The 21,753-nt window shown below is 35.0% G+C and carries 13 protein-coding genes; 3 read left to right on the top strand and 10 right to left on the bottom strand.

What is annotated here, in order from left to right:
• Positions 1-5: 5 nt before the first annotated feature.
• The 8 genes from NE665_RS14810 to NE665_RS14775 all read right to left on the bottom strand — a co-directional run bounded on the left by NE665_RS14810 (position 6) and on the right by NE665_RS14775 (position 12,019).
• Positions 6-1,082, bottom strand: coding sequence for a Gfo/Idh/MocA family oxidoreductase (locus NE665_RS14810; RefSeq protein ID WP_178759940.1), 1,077 nt, complete (start codon positions 1,080-1,082; stop codon positions 6-8).
• Between the two features lie 4 nt (positions 1,083-1,086).
• A complete protein-coding gene (locus tag NE665_RS14805) occupies positions 1,087-2,322 on the bottom strand; it encodes a glycosyltransferase family 4 protein (protein WP_178759941.1) in 1,236 nt (411 codons plus the stop codon).
• Positions 2,323-2,552: 230 nt separating this feature from the next.
• Entirely contained in the window at positions 2,553-3,704 is a 1,152-nt protein-coding gene (locus NE665_RS14800) for an ATP-grasp domain-containing protein (protein ID WP_233104705.1), read from the bottom strand.
• Between the two features lies 1 nt (position 3,705).
• Positions 3,706-4,302 carry a sugar transferase gene (locus NE665_RS14795; RefSeq protein WP_178759942.1) on the bottom strand — a complete coding sequence of 199 codons (597 nt, stop codon included), beginning with the start codon at positions 4,300-4,302 and terminating at the stop codon, positions 3,706-3,708.
• Positions 4,292-5,503: a DegT/DnrJ/EryC1/StrS family aminotransferase gene (locus tag NE665_RS14790; protein WP_256302561.1), complete on the bottom strand. Its 1,212-nt coding sequence runs from the start codon at positions 5,501-5,503 to the stop codon at positions 4,292-4,294. The genes NE665_RS14795 and NE665_RS14790 overlap by 11 nt, the downstream gene beginning before the upstream one ends.
• Positions 5,504-5,536: 33 nt before the next feature.
• On the bottom strand, positions 5,537-6,049 hold the full coding sequence (gene loaP, locus NE665_RS14785; protein ID WP_233104706.1) for an antiterminator LoaP: 513 nt from the start codon (positions 6,047-6,049) through the stop codon (positions 5,537-5,539).
• A 344-nt stretch (positions 6,050-6,393) separates the two neighbouring features.
• Positions 6,394-8,289 carry a nucleoside-diphosphate sugar epimerase/dehydratase gene (locus NE665_RS14780; RefSeq protein ID WP_178759929.1) on the bottom strand — a complete coding sequence of 632 codons (1,896 nt, stop codon included), beginning with the start codon at positions 8,287-8,289 and terminating at the stop codon, positions 6,394-6,396.
• A 220-nt stretch (positions 8,290-8,509) separates the two neighbouring features.
• The gene (locus NE665_RS14775; protein WP_178759928.1) at positions 8,510-12,019 is read right to left on the bottom strand and encodes an Ig-like domain-containing protein; all 3,510 of its coding nucleotides are present in this window, start codon (positions 12,017-12,019) and stop codon (positions 8,510-8,512) included.
• 241 nt (positions 12,020-12,260) lie between these two features.
• On the opposite strand from NE665_RS14775, the gene NE665_RS14770 reads away from it, so the two are divergent.
• Positions 12,261-13,466: a hypothetical protein gene (locus NE665_RS14770; RefSeq protein ID WP_117444842.1), complete on the top strand. Its 1,206-nt coding sequence runs from the start codon at positions 12,261-12,263 to the stop codon at positions 13,464-13,466.
• Between the two features lies 1 nt (position 13,467).
• Complete coding sequence (locus NE665_RS14765) at positions 13,468-14,067, top strand: sugar O-acetyltransferase (RefSeq protein ID WP_117444841.1); 600 nt, start codon at positions 13,468-13,470, stop codon at positions 14,065-14,067.
• Between the two features lie 4 nt (positions 14,068-14,071).
• Here NE665_RS14765 and NE665_RS14760 read toward each other — a convergent pair whose 3' ends face one another.
• The gene (locus NE665_RS14760; protein WP_147324030.1) at positions 14,072-16,621 is read right to left on the bottom strand and encodes a hypothetical protein; all 2,550 of its coding nucleotides are present in this window, start codon (positions 16,619-16,621) and stop codon (positions 14,072-14,074) included.
• Positions 16,622-17,159: 538 nt separating this feature from the next.
• Between NE665_RS14760 and NE665_RS14755 the strand changes: the two genes are divergently transcribed.
• Complete coding sequence (locus NE665_RS14755; protein ID WP_117444839.1) at positions 17,160-18,089, top strand: tyrosine-type recombinase/integrase; 930 nt, start codon at positions 17,160-17,162, stop codon at positions 18,087-18,089.
• A 210-nt stretch (positions 18,090-18,299) separates the two neighbouring features.
• Here NE665_RS14755 and NE665_RS14750 read toward each other — a convergent pair whose 3' ends face one another.
• The gene (locus tag NE665_RS14750) at positions 18,300-21,656 is read right to left on the bottom strand and encodes an SNF2-related protein (protein WP_117444838.1); all 3,357 of its coding nucleotides are present in this window, start codon (positions 21,654-21,656) and stop codon (positions 18,300-18,302) included.
• Positions 21,657-21,753 lie beyond the last annotated feature (97 nt).

Below are 21,753 nucleotides of genomic sequence, written 5' to 3'. Positions count from 1 at the left end.
CTCATTTATTTAAATCTTCCTTTGAAATCAATGGTAGCTACATCTTCTAAAGGAAGCTTAACAGGCTTTCGTGTAGCAGCTGATTGATAAATTGCAAGTATCAACTCCAAAGCCCTCATACCTGCCTCTGCATCCACTAATGGCTGAGTATGTGTTTCTATAGCCGTAATTACATTTGAATACAATGGATTATGGCCGAATCCATATACATTTTCAGGGTTTTCACTATATTCTTTCTTGATAAAATCAGCTTCATCGTTTTCATCTGAAAATTCCCAATTTTCAATAATATTAACTGATTTGCCTCCAGCTTTAACTGTTCCCTTGCTACCAAAAATATATAGAGTTTCTTCCAAGTTTTTAGGATATACATTAACTGTTCCTTCGAATAATCCATAAGACCCATTTTTAAATTTGATTACAGCAATACCTAAATCCTCTGCTTCAATATAATCATGATTTATATTATCTGTATATGCCATAACCTCATCTACTTCATTTCCCATCATCCATCGAAGTAAATCAGCATTATGGATACATTGATTCATCAAGCATCCTCCATCGTTCTCCCATGTGCCTCTCCATTTTGCTTGCTCATAATATTCTCGATTACGATTCCATCTTACGTGAGCAGCAGCATGAAAAAGTTTGCCAAATCTTTCATCTTCTATTGCTTCATATATTTTTTGTATTGATTTATTGAAACGATTCTGATGATTGGCACAAACTACTACATCATATTTTTTTGCTGCTTCGCAGATGGCGCGAGCATCTTTCATATTCATCGCGATTGGTTTTTCTATAATAACATTTATACTTTTAGATATACAATAAAGGGCTATTTCTGCATGAAGCCCTGATTCTGTAGCTATAGCTATTAAATCTGGTTTTTCGATTTCAATCATTTTCTTATAATCAATATATTGATTTATTTTTTTTTGATCGATATCAAATTTTTTTAGTAAGTTGACCATATTTTGTGGTACAACATCACATATTGCAGAGATTTTTAAATCATTTTTAATTGCAGCTGCAATATGATTAGGTGATATTCTTCCACATCCAATTAACGCATATTTCATTTTATTAATCCTCGTTTTCTATTAATTTAATCATCTTATCTGTTAAATAAGAATAATCGTATTTCTTACTTGTTTTTAAACAATTTAATTTCAATTGATTATACTTATCTTTAGACATATTCTTTATATCGATTATTTTTTGAGCTAATATTTTAGGATTGTCTTCATCAATTGAAAGACCACAATCGTTTTCATTAATGATATCCTTATAGAATTCGCAGTCACATAAGACTGGAATACCACTAGCCAAATATTCAAATAGTTTATTTAAACTGGCACCATATTTTTTTAAAGGGCTATTTTTGAAATGTACTATGTTTAGATTTGAATTTGATAATAAACTAGGTATATATTTTTTTTCTATATACCCTTTAAATATTATATTTTTCAATCCTAAATCCTCACTGTATTTTATTAACTCCTCTTTTTCATTACCATCTCCAATGATATAAAATGTTATTTCTTTATCTAATTTATATGTTTCTTTAGCTATATCAATAATGTTTTTTACACCATTAGCTGTCCTTATAGATCCAACATAGAAAACTTTAAAATTTTTATCATTAGATATTATCTCATCTTTATATGTATACATATGTTTATTTTTATTAAATGTTCTCAAGTCAATCCCGTTATTAATATAGTAAACCTTTTTTTCACTAATTCTGTTATCCCAACCTTTGTCTTTAATATATCTATATCCCCCCTCCATAGAAAAAATTAGTTTATCACAATTCTTATATGCTTTTTTTTCAATCATGTATAAGAATCTCATTAAAAGATTTTTATCAGATATATTTTTATAAACACCTATTGATGCAGGCCATAAATCTCTAATTTCTAAAAAAATCGGACATTTCTTTCTCTTTGCTACATAATTAGCAAATGGAAAAAATATAGCATCTAAATCACATATGATAACATCTGGATTTATATCAAATTCTTTAAAGTATCTACACAATTTTAGAGGAAATTCAAACATACTTTTTATTCTGCTAAGTCCATTACCAGTATAGCTAGATGTTTTAAGATGATAAAATGTTAAATCATCATAACACCTTTTTATATACTTGGCTTTGTCTTTTATTAAATTCACTTCTGTGTTATGTATATAGCTTGCTGAAATTATATATACATTGTATCCTTTTTCGATTAAATAATGGGCCATCATATTGTTTCTAACTCTAACTTCCCACTCGGGAGGTGCCGCATATTGATTTATAATCCATATATTTTTCATTTAATGATTTATCCTTTCTTATGTATGTAGCACTTAAAAAATATAAAATTATTACTATTCACAGTCTTTTTGAAAAATAAGGATAACAAGTCATGAAAAATGATTATATTTTACCTATAACATTAGTTTCATATTCTTATAACTTATACTAAAACAACTTATTTATAACTTATCTGTGAAACGTAACCTAAAATAATCTTATGGTAAATTTTCTTTGATTTTTATAACATCTATAAATGCTTTTCTATTAATTCTAAATCGCTTAATAGTTTCTCCTTGCTTTTATTGCATAAAATATAGTAACCATTTCTATCATTACTACTATTGATTTCAACTTTTGAAACATCTGTATGAATACTATAGCTTATCACTGACTCAATCTTCTCTGTTTTTAGAAAAGTTTCTATATTATTAGCGTTTCCAATTATATATTTTATTAAAGAATATGCAGATAGCCTTTCATAAGAAGATATTTTCTGTTTAAGAGCATTTTCTATCGTCATTTTAACCATATTTATACCTGTGGATAATGGTACTAAATCTGTAGTAATATGATCTCCGCCTAAACGTGCTCCTACTTCAACAATTTTAGGGCCATTTGCAGTAAAAATTACTTCTACATGGGCAGGGCCAGTATCTATTTCCAAAGCTTTAACGGCTTGTTTTACGATATGTCCGATATTATTTAATTCATTTGGTGATAGCTCAGAGGGTTGAAAATGTCCTGTTTCTACAAAATGGGGATCTCCTGTTGTTGTTTTATCTGTAAATTGCATAATGTCTATATAATCATTATTTACAAAAACTTCAACACTCAATTCTTTTCCTAGCATATATTCTTCTACCAATATAGTATGATTATTAGCTTGCATCATACTATATTCATATGCTCTTTTCGTTTCCTCTTCATTTTTTAATAGATAAATACCTCTACTACCTGAATTATCACTAGGTTTAATAATTAATGGCAATTTGATTTTTTTTAATGCATTAAGATATTCTGAATAATTTTTACAAATATAAAAAGTTGGGATAGGAACACCCTTATCTAACAAAGCTTTTCTCATTTCACCCTTATTCGTCGCCAGAATAGAAGATTTATAACTTATAGTATTTAAATGTAATATTTCACCAATTCTCGCAACAATAGGCATAGGTTTATCACTACAAATTGTCATTATTCCATCTATTTTTTCTTTGTAGGCGATATGTTCTATTGCATTATAGTCCAATGTACTAACATTATAGAACTTATCTGCGAATGGTATCCCTACTGCTCTGTCATTATAATCAGCAACTATAGTGTATATTCCCATGTTTTTTGCTTCAATAATTGCTGCTAATTGTAATTCACTAGCACCTAGAATTAAAAGTTTTTTCACTTTAATCTTCCTCTTTCACATATACATTTTCATGTAATAATACTGATTTTATAGTCTTAATGACTATTTTCATATCTAATTTAAATGAGATATTTTCAACATAAAAAGCATCATTATTAAATTTTTCATCATTCATTATTGAATTTCTAAAATATGCTTGAGAATAGCCTGTGATTCCAGGCCTAACATTGAGTTTGATTTTTTGATGATCTGTATAATTATTTATATCTTCAGGTAAATCAGGTCTAGGGCCTACAAAACTCATATCACCTAATAATACATTAATTATTTGAGGTAATTCATCTATACTTGTTTTACGAATAAAGCTCCCTATTCTGGTTAATCTAGGATCATCATCTGAATTATATGTAGAACCATCCTTATTTCTAATATCAGGAGCATTCACTTTCATTGACCTAAGTTTAAACATTTTAAAGCATTTTCCATCTTTACCAAGGCGTTCTGAGTTAAAGAAAACAGGGCCTTTATCTTCAATCTTTATCACTATTCCAAACAATATGATAATGATAATTAAAAACGGCAAGCATAATAGAGAAACAAACAAGTCCAGACATCTCTTTATGCATTTATATAGCATTGTAAATAACCTCTTGAAATGACTTTATTATATATATGATTTCTTCTTGCATCAATTTACTATACACTGGTAAAGTGATCTCAGTTTGGTATTGATTATATGCTTTAGGAAATTTTTTTATAGAAAACCCAAGTTTTTTATATGCAGTCAACATTGGTAATGGCTTATAATGAACATTACATGCAACACCCTTATCTGCCATCTTTACGATTATTTCATTTCTTTTTTCTTCTGTAATTGAATCTATTCGTACGAAATAAAGATGCCCACTTGACATATGATCATCATCATGATGATTTAACAATGTAACAGGTAAATTCTTAAATGCTTCGTTATACATGGATATAATTTCATGACGCCATTTCAGCATATCCTCATATCTATTTAATTGTACTAAACCAATCGAGGCCATAATATCAGTCATATTACACTTGTAAGCGGGAGATACAATATCATACTCCCATGATCCTATTTGATTTTTGTGAAGTGCATCTTTTGTTTGACCATGCAAAGATAATAATTGATATTGTTTATACAATTCTTCATCATTAATTCCTTCTACCGATTTCCATGTCACCGCCCCACCTTCAGCGGTTGTTAAATTCTTAACAGCATGGAAAGAAAAACATGTGAAGTCAGCTATTGCTCCTGCATGAATATCGTTTTGTGTCGCACCAAAGGCATGAGCACTATCAGCCATAATGATGATTCTATTAAAAACTTTTTGTATTTTGTTATTTGCTTTAAATAGTGTTTTTTTTGATTCTATAGCCTCATAAATTTTTTTGTAATCACATATGATACCAGCTAAATCCACTGGAATTATCACTTTAGTTTTTTCTGTTATTAAATCTGGCAACTTGTCATAATCCATTTCAAAGCTATTTTTTGCACAATCAATCATTACTGGTGTTGCGCCTACATGGCAGATTACACTACAACTAGCAGTATATGTGTATGCAGGTACTATAACCTCATCTCCTGGTCCTACACCAAGTACATGCAAAGTCAATTCCATTGCAGCTGTTGCGCTATTAAGGCAAACAGTTTTCTTTGTTCCGACATAAGCCGAAATTTGTTTTTCAAATTCCTTTGTACGAGGACCTGTTGTAATCCATCCAGACAATATAGCTTTTCTTACTTCTTCTACCTCTAAATCACTCATATCAGGTGGTGAAAATGGTATATTTCTTTTTTCCAATGCTATCCCTCCAAAATAAAAGCAAGTCCTTTATCAGCACTTGCTTATGATCTCTAATCCGACTTTTGTTGTGGTTTCTTTGTTGAACATACTGAGTTGAAGATAGGCGATCCGCTTATGTCGATCTATTTTTATGATAAGTCCTTCTTTCCCCTGTAATGGTCCTTCTGTTATAAATATTTGATCACCCTGTATAAATCCAGTGGACATCTCTACGACATGTTTTTCTTTTCCAAATGACTTCATGAAAGTGATTTCTTCTTCGCCCAGCGGAAATATTTCAGCTTTCTTCTTGCCAATGACTTTCACAAAATCAGGAATTTTTTTTAATTCAACATTCAACTGATCAATCTGATCTGTTATCATAAAGATATACCCCTTAAACAGGATATCTCTGACATCGTGCCATTTCCCCATATCTTTCTTTTTGTGGATATACTCCGGTATGAAACATTCACTTAGAATATCTTTCGATATCATGGTTCGGCATTTCTCTGCAATCTTTTTTTCATGACCGCTTCTAACCTGAACAACATACCATTTCATACAGCATTTCCTCCAAAAGGGTAGGCTTCGCCTATCAAACACTATATAAGGTTTGACTTTATAACTTATGACCATACATTCGTGATGAACGTGTCATAGCAACGATCCATCCCTCAGCATTCTTTTCAACCTTGGATAACTGTCTATTATCCTTTGTTAAAATGAATTTTACACTTTCCATTTTAACTAGAAATATAATACTACAAAAGTAACCATATTGCAACCTCTCTTACTTTATTGTAGTCCGAATATCTAACATATTTATGACTTTATAAGATAATTTAATAATGATTGGCAGAAATTGAAAAAGATATATCACAAAACATGATATACCTTCACATCCTTTATTTTGTCAAAACACTTTGATCCTGATTAGTAATGATTAAGCTTAACAGCCTGCTTTTAATATCTTCACACTGTTCGACATCATTTAAGACTTCTTCTAGCTTCATTAATCTGCTTGTAATATCATCTTTTGTAATCGCCATAACATTATTCTTAAAAATCAGATTATGTTTTGTTCGTGTTGTAGTTTCACCATCAAGTTTTAATTCTTCAAACATCTTTTCGCCAGGACGTAGACCAATTTCTACGATATCAATATCCTTATATGGTTTAAAGCCTGATAATCGAATCATTTTTTCTGCTAAATCTAAAATCTTTACTGGTTCTCCCATATCAAGAACAAAGATTTCACCTTTATCTGCATAGAAACCAGCCTGCAGTACGAGCTGCGCTGCCTCTGGAATCGTCATAAAGTAACGTATGATATTTTTATCTGTTATTGTGACAGGACCGCCTTCCGCAATCTGCTGCTTAAAGATTGGGATTACGGAACCATTCGATCCCAAAACATTTCCAAACCGAACAGCAGCCATCTTTGTAACGCCATTATTACCATTTGCTTGCAAAATCATTTCTGTCATTCGTTTTGTTGCGCCCATGACATTGGTCGGATTAACCGCCTTATCTGTACTAATCATAATGAATCTAGATACGTTATTCTTAATACATGCATTGATAACATTATTGGTGCCAAATACGTTATTCTTAATGGCTTCCATTGGTCGTGTCTCCATTAATGGCACATGTTTATGTGCGGCCGCATGGAAAACCACATCCGGATGATACTCTTTAAATATACCATTGATTGCATTAAATTCTCTTATAGATGCGATTAATGAAATAATCTCAATGCTTTCACTGATAGTTCCATGTGTTCGATTTCTATTAAATTCCTGTTCCAGCATGTATAAAGAATTCTCGTTAATATCAATCATCAGCAACTGCTTCGGTTTAAATTTCACGATTTGTCGGCATAATTCAGATCCAATGGATCCTCCGGCCCCGGTCACAACAACAACCTTATCTGTTAAGTAACTTCTGATTTCATTTTGCTCAAGCTTGATTTCTCCCCTGCCAAGGAGATCTTCAATACTAATGTCCTGAACCGGATATTTTTTAGGAGAATTCAACTCATCAACGAGCAAATTATCTCCTTCCTTCATAATCTTTGTTTCCAATTTAGCTGACTGGCACAGATCATAGATTCTTCTAACTGTATCCTTATCAGCACTTGGCATGGCAATAAATGCAATTTTAACATCATACTTCTGCACTATTGCAGGAATATCATAGGTATCTCCCAAAACTCTGTATCCTGATATTTCATTATTGATTTTCTTATCATCAACAAAGCCTACAACACTGACATTGAAATTATCATTCTGTGCCAATTCCTTCACAAGTATATAGCCTGCATCTCCTGCCCCAATGATAATAGCTTTCTCAGTTTTATTAGCTATTTTATAGGACATTCTTCTGTAAAGTCTATAGCACACGCGGACATTGAACATCAACAAAGCGGTTAACAATCCCCCAGTAACTATAACACTAAGGAATGTTCTATCTAAATCAAAAGCTATAGCCAGTGCAAATAATATTACAGTTGCCAAAACCACTGCGAGACCTATTCTCAAGGTTTCGATAGGGCCCACATATTTCCATAAACTTTTATGGATTTTGAATAACATAAAGCTAATCATGTAAACCACCAGTACAGCTAGCATAGCTAATGCAAAATTACCTATGTATATATCTTCAAAATTTGGAATTCTAAACTCTATCTTTATCCAATAAGCCAAGAGAAAGGATATAAATACTATGCATAAATCAAAAAAACACAGCATCATCTCTCTATGATTCTTATATAGACTGTTTTCAAATATCTTCTCAATCATTCCAGCCACTCCTTCATACCTATCCTATTCTATCACACAACTTAATTTAATAAAATCTAATTTTAAAAAATCAGAATAAATATACCTTATTTTATGCTTATACACTAATAATAAAATGTTATTTGTACCAGAATTTATGAATTTTCAAGAATCACATATCTATCATATATAAAAACTGTCCTTATTTTTATCAAAGGCCAGCTTTTATAACTATTATTCATTACTGATTCTGAAATCCCCAGCTATTCACATACCCAATCCATTTATCACCTAAATAACATGAATAATACAAACTTCCGTCTGCTCTTGCAAGCGAACGCTTAATCATGAATTTCTTGTTTCTATATTGAGTCATACGTTTTACCCATTTATCTGTGCCTGCATTATATATCCAGTAATTCTGTGGATTTGGCGTATTGAAATAACGACTATTATTATCTCCCCATCCAAAATAAGTATCTTTCTTCACTGTGTTCTTCAAAGCATATGAATTTATATATCCGATCCATTTTCCATTGTAATACGCTGACCAGTAAGATGTACCACTCGCATTTACATATTCTCTGGTAAGTAATAATGGCTTCTGATTATACTTGCTCATATTACCCAACCATTTCCTTTTAAAGGGATCATACCGGTAATACTTTGAAGCATTAGGTGATGAGAATATACGAACTCTCCTTGATAATTGATAAAATCCCTCTGCTTTTTTATTAACTTGTGGTGCTGTTGTATCTGGAACTGATGGTGTTTCAGATGATGGTGGTGAGACTATTGGTGGAACTTCCTTTTTTTGTACATGAATACTACATTCAGCCCTTTTTCCATTTATCGATTCAGCTATGATTGTAGCATTCCCGATAGAAACAGCCTGAATTTTACCATTACTATCTATCTGTGCTACTTCAGGATTTTGTGAATACCATCGTATTACTTTACCCATTGTTGTATTCGATGGATATATAGTTGCACTTATATTATAATCCTGTCCTTGCACAAGGGAGAGGTACGTGTTTGAAATTGATACAGATGTTATTGGAATTTCACGCTGCTTTACTATAACGCGACATACCGCCTCGACATGATTATCTGTACGAACATGAATGATTGCCTCTCCCGATGCAATTGCTGTAATATAACCATTAGCAGAAACCGTAACTATATTTTCGTTATCGGAGGTCCAGTGAATGCCTGTTGAAGCATTGCTTGGGCTAATTGAGGCTATCAGCTGAAAATGATCGCCTTCTGAAATATCTATAGTACGTTTATTCAACGAAATACCTTCAGGAACAATAGGCTTACTTTCTTGTATTCCATTCACTATAACCTTACTTTCAAGTTGAATCATGTTATTACCACACGGTATTGAAGCTAATAATTTAGTAGTACCATTTGCTACACCACAAATTGTCATTGCTTTTTTATTGACAACTGCTATTGCAATATCGCTTATGTTTAGATCAGGTATTATTGTATTACTATCAATAGTAAATGGTATCCTAATTTCCTCATTATGCAGCATAATTTCCTTATCCAAAGAATAACCGACAATTCCAAGTGAATCATCACGATCACCAATTGCTTTTCCTTGCCCTGTTGCAGACATATCATAATAGGATTGTACTGGCTTTACAATCTGACCATCAATCAGATACACACCTCCAATAAAACCACCTGTATGTGCTCCTCCAGACTCTACTATTCCATTCGCATAACAATACTTAATAGATCCGTTTTGATAAAGACCAATAAATCCTCCAATATTTACTCCTGATTTAACACTGGCTCCTGTATAACAATCCTCAACTACACCATCCATTCCAAGAGTCCCTATAAAACCACCGACACCCTGCATACTATTTTGACTGTCACCACCGCTGACAGAGCCACTCTTCACTCTGACATTCCGAACGGTTCCCTGAACTGAGCCTGCAAATGAACCAGTGTGACCACCCTGTTTGTTTGTAACATTTAGATTTTCAAACACGATATTCTCAACCACTGCTTTATATTCAATATACGGAAAAAAGCCTTCCCCATTTTTCATAGTTACGTTTCTTATCACTTTATTATTACCATCAAAGTGCCCCTTAAAGCTTTCAACTGGCTGAAAGTCATCTATGGAATTCATATCGATATCGTTCATAAGCTTATAATATGCACTCGGCTTTTGCTTCAGAATACTGAAATCTATTGGCTTGGTAATCTGATAAGGATCACTTTTTGTACCATCACCCTTCAACCCCTCTGAAATGTTTACATCAAACGTTATAGATCCGTTATCCTGAGCAGTTACTCTGATAGATATACCACTGTTTGTTCCATCTGAGAGATATAATGTTTCATTATCCCAGACTGCGGCTGTCTGATCCAGTGTTTTACCAAAAGCAGGTCTTTCTTTATTCAAAATGGCCTTTGCTAAATCACCGCCTCCTGCATTCAACTGCGTATCACCTGGACGGAAAACATAAATATAATCATTCTGCTGTCCGGGATTACCACTGATATTCGTCCATTCACCATGCTCATTCACACGATACAGCAATAGTCCATCACTGTCTGCATAAGAGTTATCTACTTTAAAAGACGGATTGCTATAATACTCTGCCACAAAATACTCTTCTTCACTTAACGGCGAGTAAAGTTTAACAGCATTCTGCTCATTTGTATTGCGATACTGCGGCTTGCTTACTGTAATGGTTTCAGCTGATTGCTTTATTTCTTTTAATGGACTTCTCCATCCGAGAATATCATCATTCATTACAGATAAAAACGACTGTGGATTAGCCCCTTTTGTAGAGGCCATAATATCATAAAATCCAACCGGCTTCCCATTTTCTGTAGCACGATATAAATCCGGAAGTCCACAGGTATGCAGATATTCATGGATAATGGTTCCATAGCTGGATCTGTTTTGTGTAAATATACCGCCTGGACTGGCATTACTGTAGGTATTAATCAGATTATAAACAGCAACACGTTTTCCCAAGATTGTTGGTTCAATATAGTTTTCTGTTTTATGGGACCATAGCAAATCCTGCCAGTTGATTTCATCCGATTCCATTGCTGATTTATTCTCAACAAAAAATGAGATAGCATCGATCACTCCATCATGATTGGTATCCAACTGATCTGCACTGAATTGCTCTCCAACCTGTGCTTGTATGGCATTCACCGCTTCAGTAATAAGCTCTTTTTCACGTGCGAGCTTGTTCGCAGGTGTATATCCATCAGGATTTTCTGCGGACTGCTTTAAATAATAGGTACGTGGCTTACTTGAGATATGAGAAACAACTTTACCATCCTGGTATGGAAAAATTTTCGTTGTTACGTCAAGTTTATTATAGCTGTATTGCTTAATATACTCTTTCATTGATAAAACTGTACCACTACCCAAAGATCCGGTCATGGAGACATTTGTACCATTCATAAGATTTTCTGCAGCTGTAAGCGATGCAGGATCATCGAGATGATATTTCTGCACATCTTTATCAGGAAATTCTATAAAAACTGCAATATATCCTACCTCTTTCGGTTGAACACTTCTACTTCTTTTATTGATAACAACCTGCTGCTTTGATATCCCCTGATTTGTACCGTATTCATCCGTATAATCCAAAAGACCAGATACATCTTGCGATATCGGCTGTTCCTCAGCCTTTAATGGCGAAATTGTCATGCAGGAGGCTATCAGCATGCAAGACAATATAGTGTTTACAATTTTTTTCATAACAAAATCTCCCTCGGGGTTTGCCTTCTAATTCATTATCCTACATGAAAGCGCTTTTGTAAAATAGTTTAATTACAATCCTCAATGATTACTATTCCACATTATACAAATATGCAAAGGTTTAGATCATGAATGATATAGGTACAGTCGCCTTATATATGCCTGTATCCATACGAATTTCTTTCATTCATTAATTCAATGCAGGATAATATGACATTATCCTGCATTGAGGTATGAAATATTGATAAAAGAAAATAACTTACAGCAGCAATTGATTTTAAATCCTGTGGAAAATCTTCCCAATCTAGTTATAGATTCAGATTTTTCTTCGATTCATGGTCTTTATGTATCTGATAAACCAAAAACTGATGAAATCGTTATAAACTCAATTATTGGTTTCTCCGGTCATGAGAAAATGAACCAGAGTGTTTTGCGTATTTATGAGAATTGGAATAGAAGAATGAAATCAGATTGCTTTTCAATGCGTCTTCTTTCAGGACTTCATGCACACATCGTTCTGTTTATGGGCTTAGGGAGTATAGGTGATAAAGTTCTAATACTTCCAGTTAAAGCAGGAGGGCATTATGCTACTCCTGAAATTCTGAAAAGACTTGGTTATACTGTTATTGAAGCAATACCTGATAATAGTACATTTACTGTAGACTTTGAAAAAACGCTAGATATCATCAAAAAAGAAAAACCAAATATCATTTTTATTGATCGAAGTGAGGGCATTTACTATGAAGACTTTACGACTTTGATAAATCAGATACCTTATGAATGTATCAAGGTATTTGATGCTTCTCAATACCTGACTAATATACTCGAATCTGATTTTAAATCACCATTTGATATGGGATTTGACATCATAATGTCGACTTTACATAAAAACTTTCCTGGACCACAAAAGGCAATGGTATGCTCTAAGAAAAATAATTATATTTGGCATAGAATTCAAGATGCGCTTTCTATGTATGTATCCAGTCTTCACATTGAAAATATTTTTCTTGCCGAAGAGGTAGCTAAGCAGGAAGCATTATTAAAGATTTACTCAGAGAGTATGCTAAAAAACTGTATATCTCTTGAAAAAGAATTATCAAATGCAGGGCTGCCAGTTATAAAGTCAGATGCAAATATGATCAAAAATCATCATTTATGGCTTAAGATGAAGACTAAAAATGAAGCCTTCGATTTTTACAAAAAAATGGAACAATGTAACTTATTGGTGAATTATAGAAAATTGCCCTATGAATTAGGCTATGGCATTCGCATGGGAACCGCAGCTGCTACATTACAGGGACTAAACGAAGTGAATATAAATTCCCTAGCTGCATTAATATCAGAAATTTATTATAGTAGTGAACTAAGCACAGATAGTATTTTAAAATCGCAACTCTTTATTTCAGAATTAAAACCATTAAAAGAAAAACAAAGGGAGTTTAAGTAAAATGAATCATAAAGAAAGAATGTTATCTGAAAAGCTTTATAAAGCAAACGATTCTAATTTGTGGAATGAAAGAGAATTTGCCAGTTCGTTATTTTATGAATTTAATAATTGTCAGTCAAATGAAATTAATAAAATGGATGAAATTCTAAGAAAACTATTTGGTTCATCTGGCAAAAATATTCGTGTAAAACCACCCTTCCACTGTGATTATGGCTATAACATTCATGTTGGTGACTCTTTTTTTGCCAATTATAACTGTATAATTTTAGATGTAGCGCCTGTATACATAGGAAATAATGTAAAATTAGCTCCAAATGTCTCTATTTTCACTGCTGCTCATCCAATACACCCCACAGTAAGGGGTACAGACTATGAATTTGGCATCCAAATAAGGATAGGTGACAATGTATGGATAGGTGGCAATACTGTAATCAATCCTGGAGTGTTTATCGGAGAGAATTGTGTAATAGGGTCAGGTAGTGTAGTTTGTAACGATATTCCAGCTAATTGTGTTGCTGCAGGTAATCCGTGCAAAGTAATCAGGCCAATTACAGACGCGGATTTAATGTTTTATTTTGATGATAGAAAAATCGATATATAACAATTTATTGTGCAACTATTGGATAGAATTTTATTATTTTTACTAAATCTAATGCACTTAGCTGAAAATTTTTATTTTCAATATAGGCAACAATATATAATTCTCTATGGTAGTTATATATTGTTGCTGTTTTTTTAATTACCTTAATATTTTCTTCTAGGACATCTTTATTCCTGTGATTGAAGAAAGTAAATAGACATTCTAGCAAATCTATCCTTATGAATTCATATTGATTACTATACGAACATTGCTTAAGTTTATTCCTTATATCTGCAAAGCAATCATATAAAGTCTTTTTTTTGAAATCCCGCTCCATTTCATTTAAATTCCCAATTTCATCATAATTGAAATATTGGATTAACTTTAATCTTATATTGTATAATATAGCATAAACTTTATATTCAATAATGTTTTCTGTTTCTGCAAACTGGTTATATTCTTGATAATATACTTCAAATTCTGAAGTATTACCATCCATAAGGCACATTTTTAAAGAATACATATGATATTTTACAAAAATATATGTTTTATCAGCAATTTCTTGCATTTCATCTATTGCTTCTTCAAGTATTTTGATACTGCATTTACAAACATCTGACCATATATGCATTAGTGGAAAATCTTTTCTATTTAAGTACCGATCAAAAAGATTTAAAAATTCTTCTTCTGATATATATACCTTCCGTATATTTTGATTGAATAACACATCATAACCAAGTAATAATCCAATTGCAAATTTTTTATAATAACTATCGAATTCATGTAGATATTGACTTAATTTAACTTTTAAATTACTAATATTTCTTTCAATTTGTATGAGTGTTTTGTAATCTAAAATACCCTTTAAATAAAAAATTCTATATACATCAAAATATATCCTTCTCATGAGGTGTAATCCATCATACATATCGTAACTTAATAATTCATCAAAGTTCTGTGAACATGTTTCAGCAAGTTTTGTTATATTTTCAAAATCAAATATTCCGGTATGCATTTTCATATGTATATCCCAATATTCTGCTAATATGTTCAAATATAAATTAGGATGAGTGAGATTCAACTCAGCCTTCTTATCATAAAAACTATGATCGATTTGTACCAAACGATAAAATAACTCTGCATTAAGCTCTACACTTTCCTTTAAATAATAGCTACGTGCTAAAGCTAATTTCCCCATACGGTCACATATAATTCCTAACTCTTTATAATAATGTACTTTACGCTCTGGCTCCAGTGAAAACAGATAATCCATATCATCATAGATATTTTTAAAATTAACATTTGGAGCAATCTGTTTGAATAAAATATGCGAATGGTGTTCACTTTTTTCATTCATTAAACTATAGAGGAAGCTTAATAGAATATTCCTTTTATAATAATAATCAAAATAATAATAAAATACCTTTTTTACTAAGCTCTTAAGACTTGTTTTTTTATACCCACATTCAAAATAGTATTTTGCAATCTCTTCATTTAGAAAATAATAGTTTTTATCATTATCAGGATATTTCATTAAAAACCCTATTTCATTCAATTTTTTAATCATTGTTTTAAAGTAACTCATATCCGTTTCAGGATTTAAATTTATCGCCAAGGATGCATTGAAACTTCCTGTAAACAAACTGCTGCATAATATAATCATAAAAGCCTCATCAAAACACATATTATTCACTTCACCAGTTAAAAAGCAACGCAAGTCGTGTATTATATCGTGCTTGGCTTCCTGATTTAATAAAGAAATAAAATGGAATAAGATATTATCTGAAATTTGACTGAAATTAACACCTGGTATAAATGAAATATTATTTATATTATAAACATCCTTACTACTTAGTGTGTTAAGTTCCTTATGTATGCCATATTGGCTCATGATAGAATTCATTTTTCTGATTTTCAAATTATCATATATATAGTCCTCAGGTTTTCTAGTCAGAAAAATCAATAGCTGATATCTTTTTTTGCTAATCATATTTAATAATTTGCTACTAAATTGTTCAAAAGATAATTTATGCAGATTATCGAAAATTACAATATCGGTCTTAAAAGCATTATCATTATACTCATTATAAATATAGTTTAAATCAAAGTCGTCTCTACCCATATCAAAATAATATATTCTACCATCTAATCTAGCATACAGTTCTTCATAAGAATTATCTGTAATTAAATCTCTCAACAAATGCATTATCACTGCTGTTTTCCCACTGTAAGCGCCACCTTCTATCCAAATGCAGTGCTGTTCTGATTGTTGTTCATGATTGTTGAGAAAAGATAAGATGGAAGTCGATACATTCTTTTGCTCTTCTATTTCCTGACGATCGTATGTATAGAAGAGGGATATCAATGATATTTTGGAATTTCTTCGTTTATCTGATACACTTATTTTATATAATAGCTTGTTATAGAGCCAAATCTTTAGCGAGGAAACTAACTTTTTCATTGAAATGAATTTAGAACAGATTAAATTAAAGAAGGTAGAAATCAACATAAGGGCTATACCTACGATTAAATCCGCCCATATTGAGTTATCTGGAAGTATCTTTAATAAAGACAATATATCTTCTTTGAAATTGATATATGTTACATATAGAATAAACGATATTATGACAATTACAAGAACTCTGATATGATTAAGAATACCGTCTAGTACACGATTAAAATACTTAATGTTATTAATTTTCATATTTATGATTGGATAATGTCATATTATCCTTTATTCCTTTCTTTTAAAATTACAATACTTAAACAGATTTTATTCGTCTTTTCCTTAACACCCGCTTTCCCTGATACTGTTCTTTAAAAGAGAATACGACAAAAAGCCCCCGTATTTTCCCCACTCTTTTTCTTTATTATACAATAGAATCAGCTTACCATGTAAAGATTATTTGTTTTTTATTGCAGATTTTCCCACACGAACATTTATCTTAATGTTTATAGAATTAAATGGATAAACATTATGAAATTACAAGCATTTTAAACATCTCAGCCTTAATCTGTCATTGCTTAGAATATCTATATTACCATTATTTTCCAATCATTATATATTTACATATTTTTCCATATAAATTAGCATAAACCTTGAGGTGAAAAACATGAACTATATCTTAACCAAGAAAATTGTAGACCAGTATTTGCAGGAATGCAGTATCGCAAAGGAGCTGAACGCACACACACTGAAGGCCTATCAGATCGATCTGAAGCAGTTTTTATCTTTCATGGAACGCTATGCATACGATGTACAAAAGGAATCTCTCCATGCCTATATTTTGCATCTGCACAAGACATACCAGAAACCCAAAACCATAAAACGCAAGATTGCCAGCATCAACGCCCTGTTCTCCTATCTTGTTTTTCATGATCTGATGGAAATCAATCCCATGAGCCGTCTGCGTACCACCTTTCGGGAACCCCGGCTACTGCCCAGAACCATACCAAACACACACCTTTCCTCCATCTTCAACCGCATATATGATGAAATGAAGGACTGTAAAACCAGCTACCAGCGCAAGGTATGTATTCGCAATGCCGCCGTCATGGAGCTTCTCTTCTCCACCGGCATGAGAGTCTCCGAGCTCTGCCATGTCAGAGATGAAGAAATCAACCTGCGGGAGCAGTATGTCCGCATCTATGGAAAAGGATCAAAGGAGCGCATCCTGCAAATCGGCAACCCAGATGTATTGAAAATCCTCTACTCCTATCGGTCCATGTTCCAAAAGGAAATTGAATCCAGCGGCTTTTTCTTCATCAACAAGCTCGGTAATCCACTCTCCGAGCAATCCGTGCGGCTGTTGATTGCCCGCTATGAGAAAGCTCTGAAAATCCCCCAGCATCTGACGCCCCATATGTTTCGCCATACCTTTGCCACACAGCTGTTGGAGGAAGATGTCGATATCCGCTACATCCAGCATATCCTCGGACACAGCTCCATCACCACCACGCAGATTTACACCCACATCAGCTCCAACAAGCAAAAGGAAATCCTGTACCATAAAAATCCAAGGAACTTCATCAACCAGAGCTGATTGTACACGGGCTACCCCTTTCTTTTAGAAAACCAAACAGAAAAAAAGAGAATTCAAACACTGCTCAGAAATTTGAATTCTCCTTTTCTATATAATACAAACATAAATCAAAGCATCCAAAAATTCCTCCCCCGTGCAGGAACACCCCTGAATACTGACATTAAAGACGCTCTCCCTTTATCCCCACGCAGATACATTAGCTCTCCGCATTCAGCCATTCACCTTCAACAGCTCCAGAATCTGATCCTTATCCATCCGCATGATATTCGCCTCATTCTCTTCCACGAAAATATCCGCAAGCTCCTTTTTCATCTGCTGTAAATGCTGGATGCGCTCCTCCACCGTATTGCGCATGATCAGCTTATACACCTGCACACGGGAATTCTGACCGATACGATATGCCCGGTCACTCGCCTGATTCTCCGCCGAAACATTCCACCATGAATCATAATGAATCACCGCCTCCGCCGCTGTCAGGTTGATACCGGTACCGCCGGACTTCAACGAGATAAGGAACACCTTCTTTTCCTTATCCTGAAACTTCTGCACAAGCTCCCGGCGCTCCTCCTTGCCCGTACTTCCATCCATCCGGAAATACGGTATATGCAGATGCTGCAGCTCGACCTGAATCAGATCCAGCATGGAGGTAAAATTGGAAAACAGCAGTACGGACTTATCATTCTCCACAAGAGAGCTCACCAGCTCCATACAGGCCTTCAGCTTACTGGAGGGCTGGGTTACCTCATCATACACAAGACGCGGATCACAGCAAATCTGCCGTAAACGCATCAGCATGCCCAAGACCTGGAACCGATTGGTCTTCACCAGATCCAGCTCCTGCTGCAGCTCCTTGTTGACCTGTGCAAGATTCGCCATGTACATCGTTTCCTCTGCCTCATCAAAAGCGATACTGAGTGTTGTTTCCGTCTTTTCCGGCAGCTCGCTCAGCACCTCCTTCTTCACTCTTCGCAGAATAAACGGCTGTACCATTTTCTTCAGCTGCTCCTGCTTCTCCTTATGCTTTCCAAGAACGATATCCTTCTCGAAATGGTGGGAGAAATAGCGGTAATCAAACAGGTAGCCCGGCATCAGAAAATCAAAAATACTCCACAGCTCAGCCAGTGAATTTTCAATCGGTGTACCTGTCAAAGCCAGTGCATGATGGCTCTTCAGCCGCTTCGTGCTCGTCGCATTCATCGTCCTCTGATTTTTGATATACTGTGCCTCATCCAGTATTTTATAAAAGAACGTCCGATTTTCATAATACCCGATATCCCTCTTCAGATAATCATAGGAGGTAATCAACAGATCCATATCCATACTGCCGCGGATCAGCTCCTCCCGTTTTGCCTGAGAGCCTGTGATACAGCAAACCTTCAGATCACTTGCGAACTTGCACACCTCATCCTCCCAGTTATACAGCACACTGCTTGGAACAATGACAATACTGGTACGCCCCTCCTGCTTTTCACTTTCCAGAAAAGCGATGACCTGCAGTGTTTTTCCAAGTCCCATATCATCTGCCAAAATGCCCCCGAAGCCATACCGGTGCATCAGCTTCAGCCAGCGAAAGCCATCCTTCTGATAATCACGTAAAAGCTCATTATAGCGCTGCGGGATTTCAATATCCTGTGTACTGATCTGCTGGAAGGAATTCAGTATATTCTGTAAGACATCCTCTTTATGGAAGGCGATAGAGTCACTGCCCTTCGTAAACGCATCCAGCATAAACAGCCGATAGCCCGGCAGCTGTATGCAATTCTGCTGCAGCTGTGCGTCCTCGATATGGAATTCCTGCATCATCGTGTCCAGCTCCTCCAGCTGATCACTCTTCAGATTCAGCAGCTTTCCGTTCTTCAAGCGATAGAAATGCTTCTTCCTGCGATAGGCACGCAGCACATCCAGCAGCTCCTCCTTCTGAATATCGCGGCTGTGCAGATCGATTTCCAGAAGGTTGCCTGCAAGGCGCAGTCCTGCCTGCAGATTAACCACATGCTTCTTATTCATATTCTTCAATACATCACTGACAAAAATCTCACAATATCCAGATAGAAACGGAAGCCCGTCCCGCATAAACTCCAGCAGGGTTTCACTCACATCATGAAACAGTGCGCAATGCTCCTCCGGTTGAATGATGTCCGCATACTGTCTTATGAAATTCTCCACAATCTCCTGGCGCAGAGGCAGATATTCCTGTGTATTCTGAAAGCCCGGTATCCGCTCATCCTCATATAGAACATCCAGCTGGAAATACACCCGGCCAAGCTCATCGATATCCCCATACAGCTCCAGACCGATCGGTTCCAGCGTATAGGCATACTTCGCAATTCCATACATATTTGCATAATCACGGATTTCACTTAGGACATATTTATAGAAATCCGCAAATTCCTCATTTCGCACATACAGCTGCTGTTCACTCAGGGAATCGATCAGCTCCAGGCACTTTCCCTGTTCATCAAAACGATAGCGGTACAGCGTATCATCCTGCATCCGATACAAATGATGCCGTCCCCGAATACCGCTTTTCAGCAGCGACCAGTTACGGAAGGTAAGCAGAACAAAATCCTCCTCGCTCTTTACGCGGATGTCCAGCAGCTGCCGCTTATCCTTCATCTGAATGTTGCGATACCGCTGTGGAAGGCGTCCCAGCAGCTCATAAAACTCATCCATATACAGCGGAGGAATTTCCATCACACTGGGATTGGATACCAGTGTCTTCCCCTCATAAAAGCAATTTTTTAAGAAACGGATCAGCTCCTGACTATCCTCGTCAAAGCGGCTGATGGAATGGGTAAATGCCAGAGACATACCATATTGTGCATAGGTCTGCTGGGCAAGGCGTTCAAAGAAATCCGAAAGACTGCTAATGGTATACCATTTCCGATCCCCGATTTTCAATGCAATATACATATGCTGCTGATCAGTGACCTCAGCCTCCACAAACAGATGCACCTTTTCCACATGCTCACGGTTTTGCAGCTCCTGATAATAGACCTTGCTCTCCTGTAGAATATGGCTGGAGGTCGCAAACTGCTTCATCAGCTCCCTGCGGCGGGTATTCTCCTTCACCATCGCCTCGATATTCTGATGCTCCTTCCGGATTTCCATCTGTAATTTTCCCTTTTTCACAGGGGACGCTTCCTTTTCTGTCCAAGACCTCTGCGTCTCTTTCTTCGGCGGTGCCGGCTTCTGCTGAAGCTGGGGAAGCTGTACAGCGGGCTGCTGTGTCATGCTTTCCTCCGCTTTTCTTTCATAGGAATATGGAAACTTCTCCGGCTGCAGATCATGAATCTGGTACAGCACTGCCAGCAGATGCTCACATATTTTCGTACGTTTGCAGCTGCAGAAATAATAATCCACGTCACTCTCCGCATTTAATGTAAACTGCAGTGTCGCATAAAACTTCCCGCTCAGAGTCTCCATCCGGGCCTCCACATGGTACTCACTCTGTGTTTTTGCTATATATATTTTTCTGATCAGGTTCTCCTGCTGCACCTTTCTGGCCTTGATCAGCTTTGTTTCACTTTTTGTCTGTCGCTTAATATCATCTACCGTTAATCTCACAGCTTCATCCCTTTATTCCTGCTTTGCCTACATCCGATGATACAGGCTTGCAGGTATCCTTTCTATTCCGAATACAAAAAAGCATCCAATACGATAT

The organism is Clostridium sp. DFI.1.208 (genome assembly GCF_024463855.1).
GTDB lineage: Bacteria > Bacillota_I > Bacilli_A > Erysipelotrichales > Erysipelotrichaceae > Clostridium_AQ.
The sequence above is the reverse complement of the archived record's forward strand: the minus strand, read 5'-3'. Positions and strand labels throughout refer to the sequence as shown.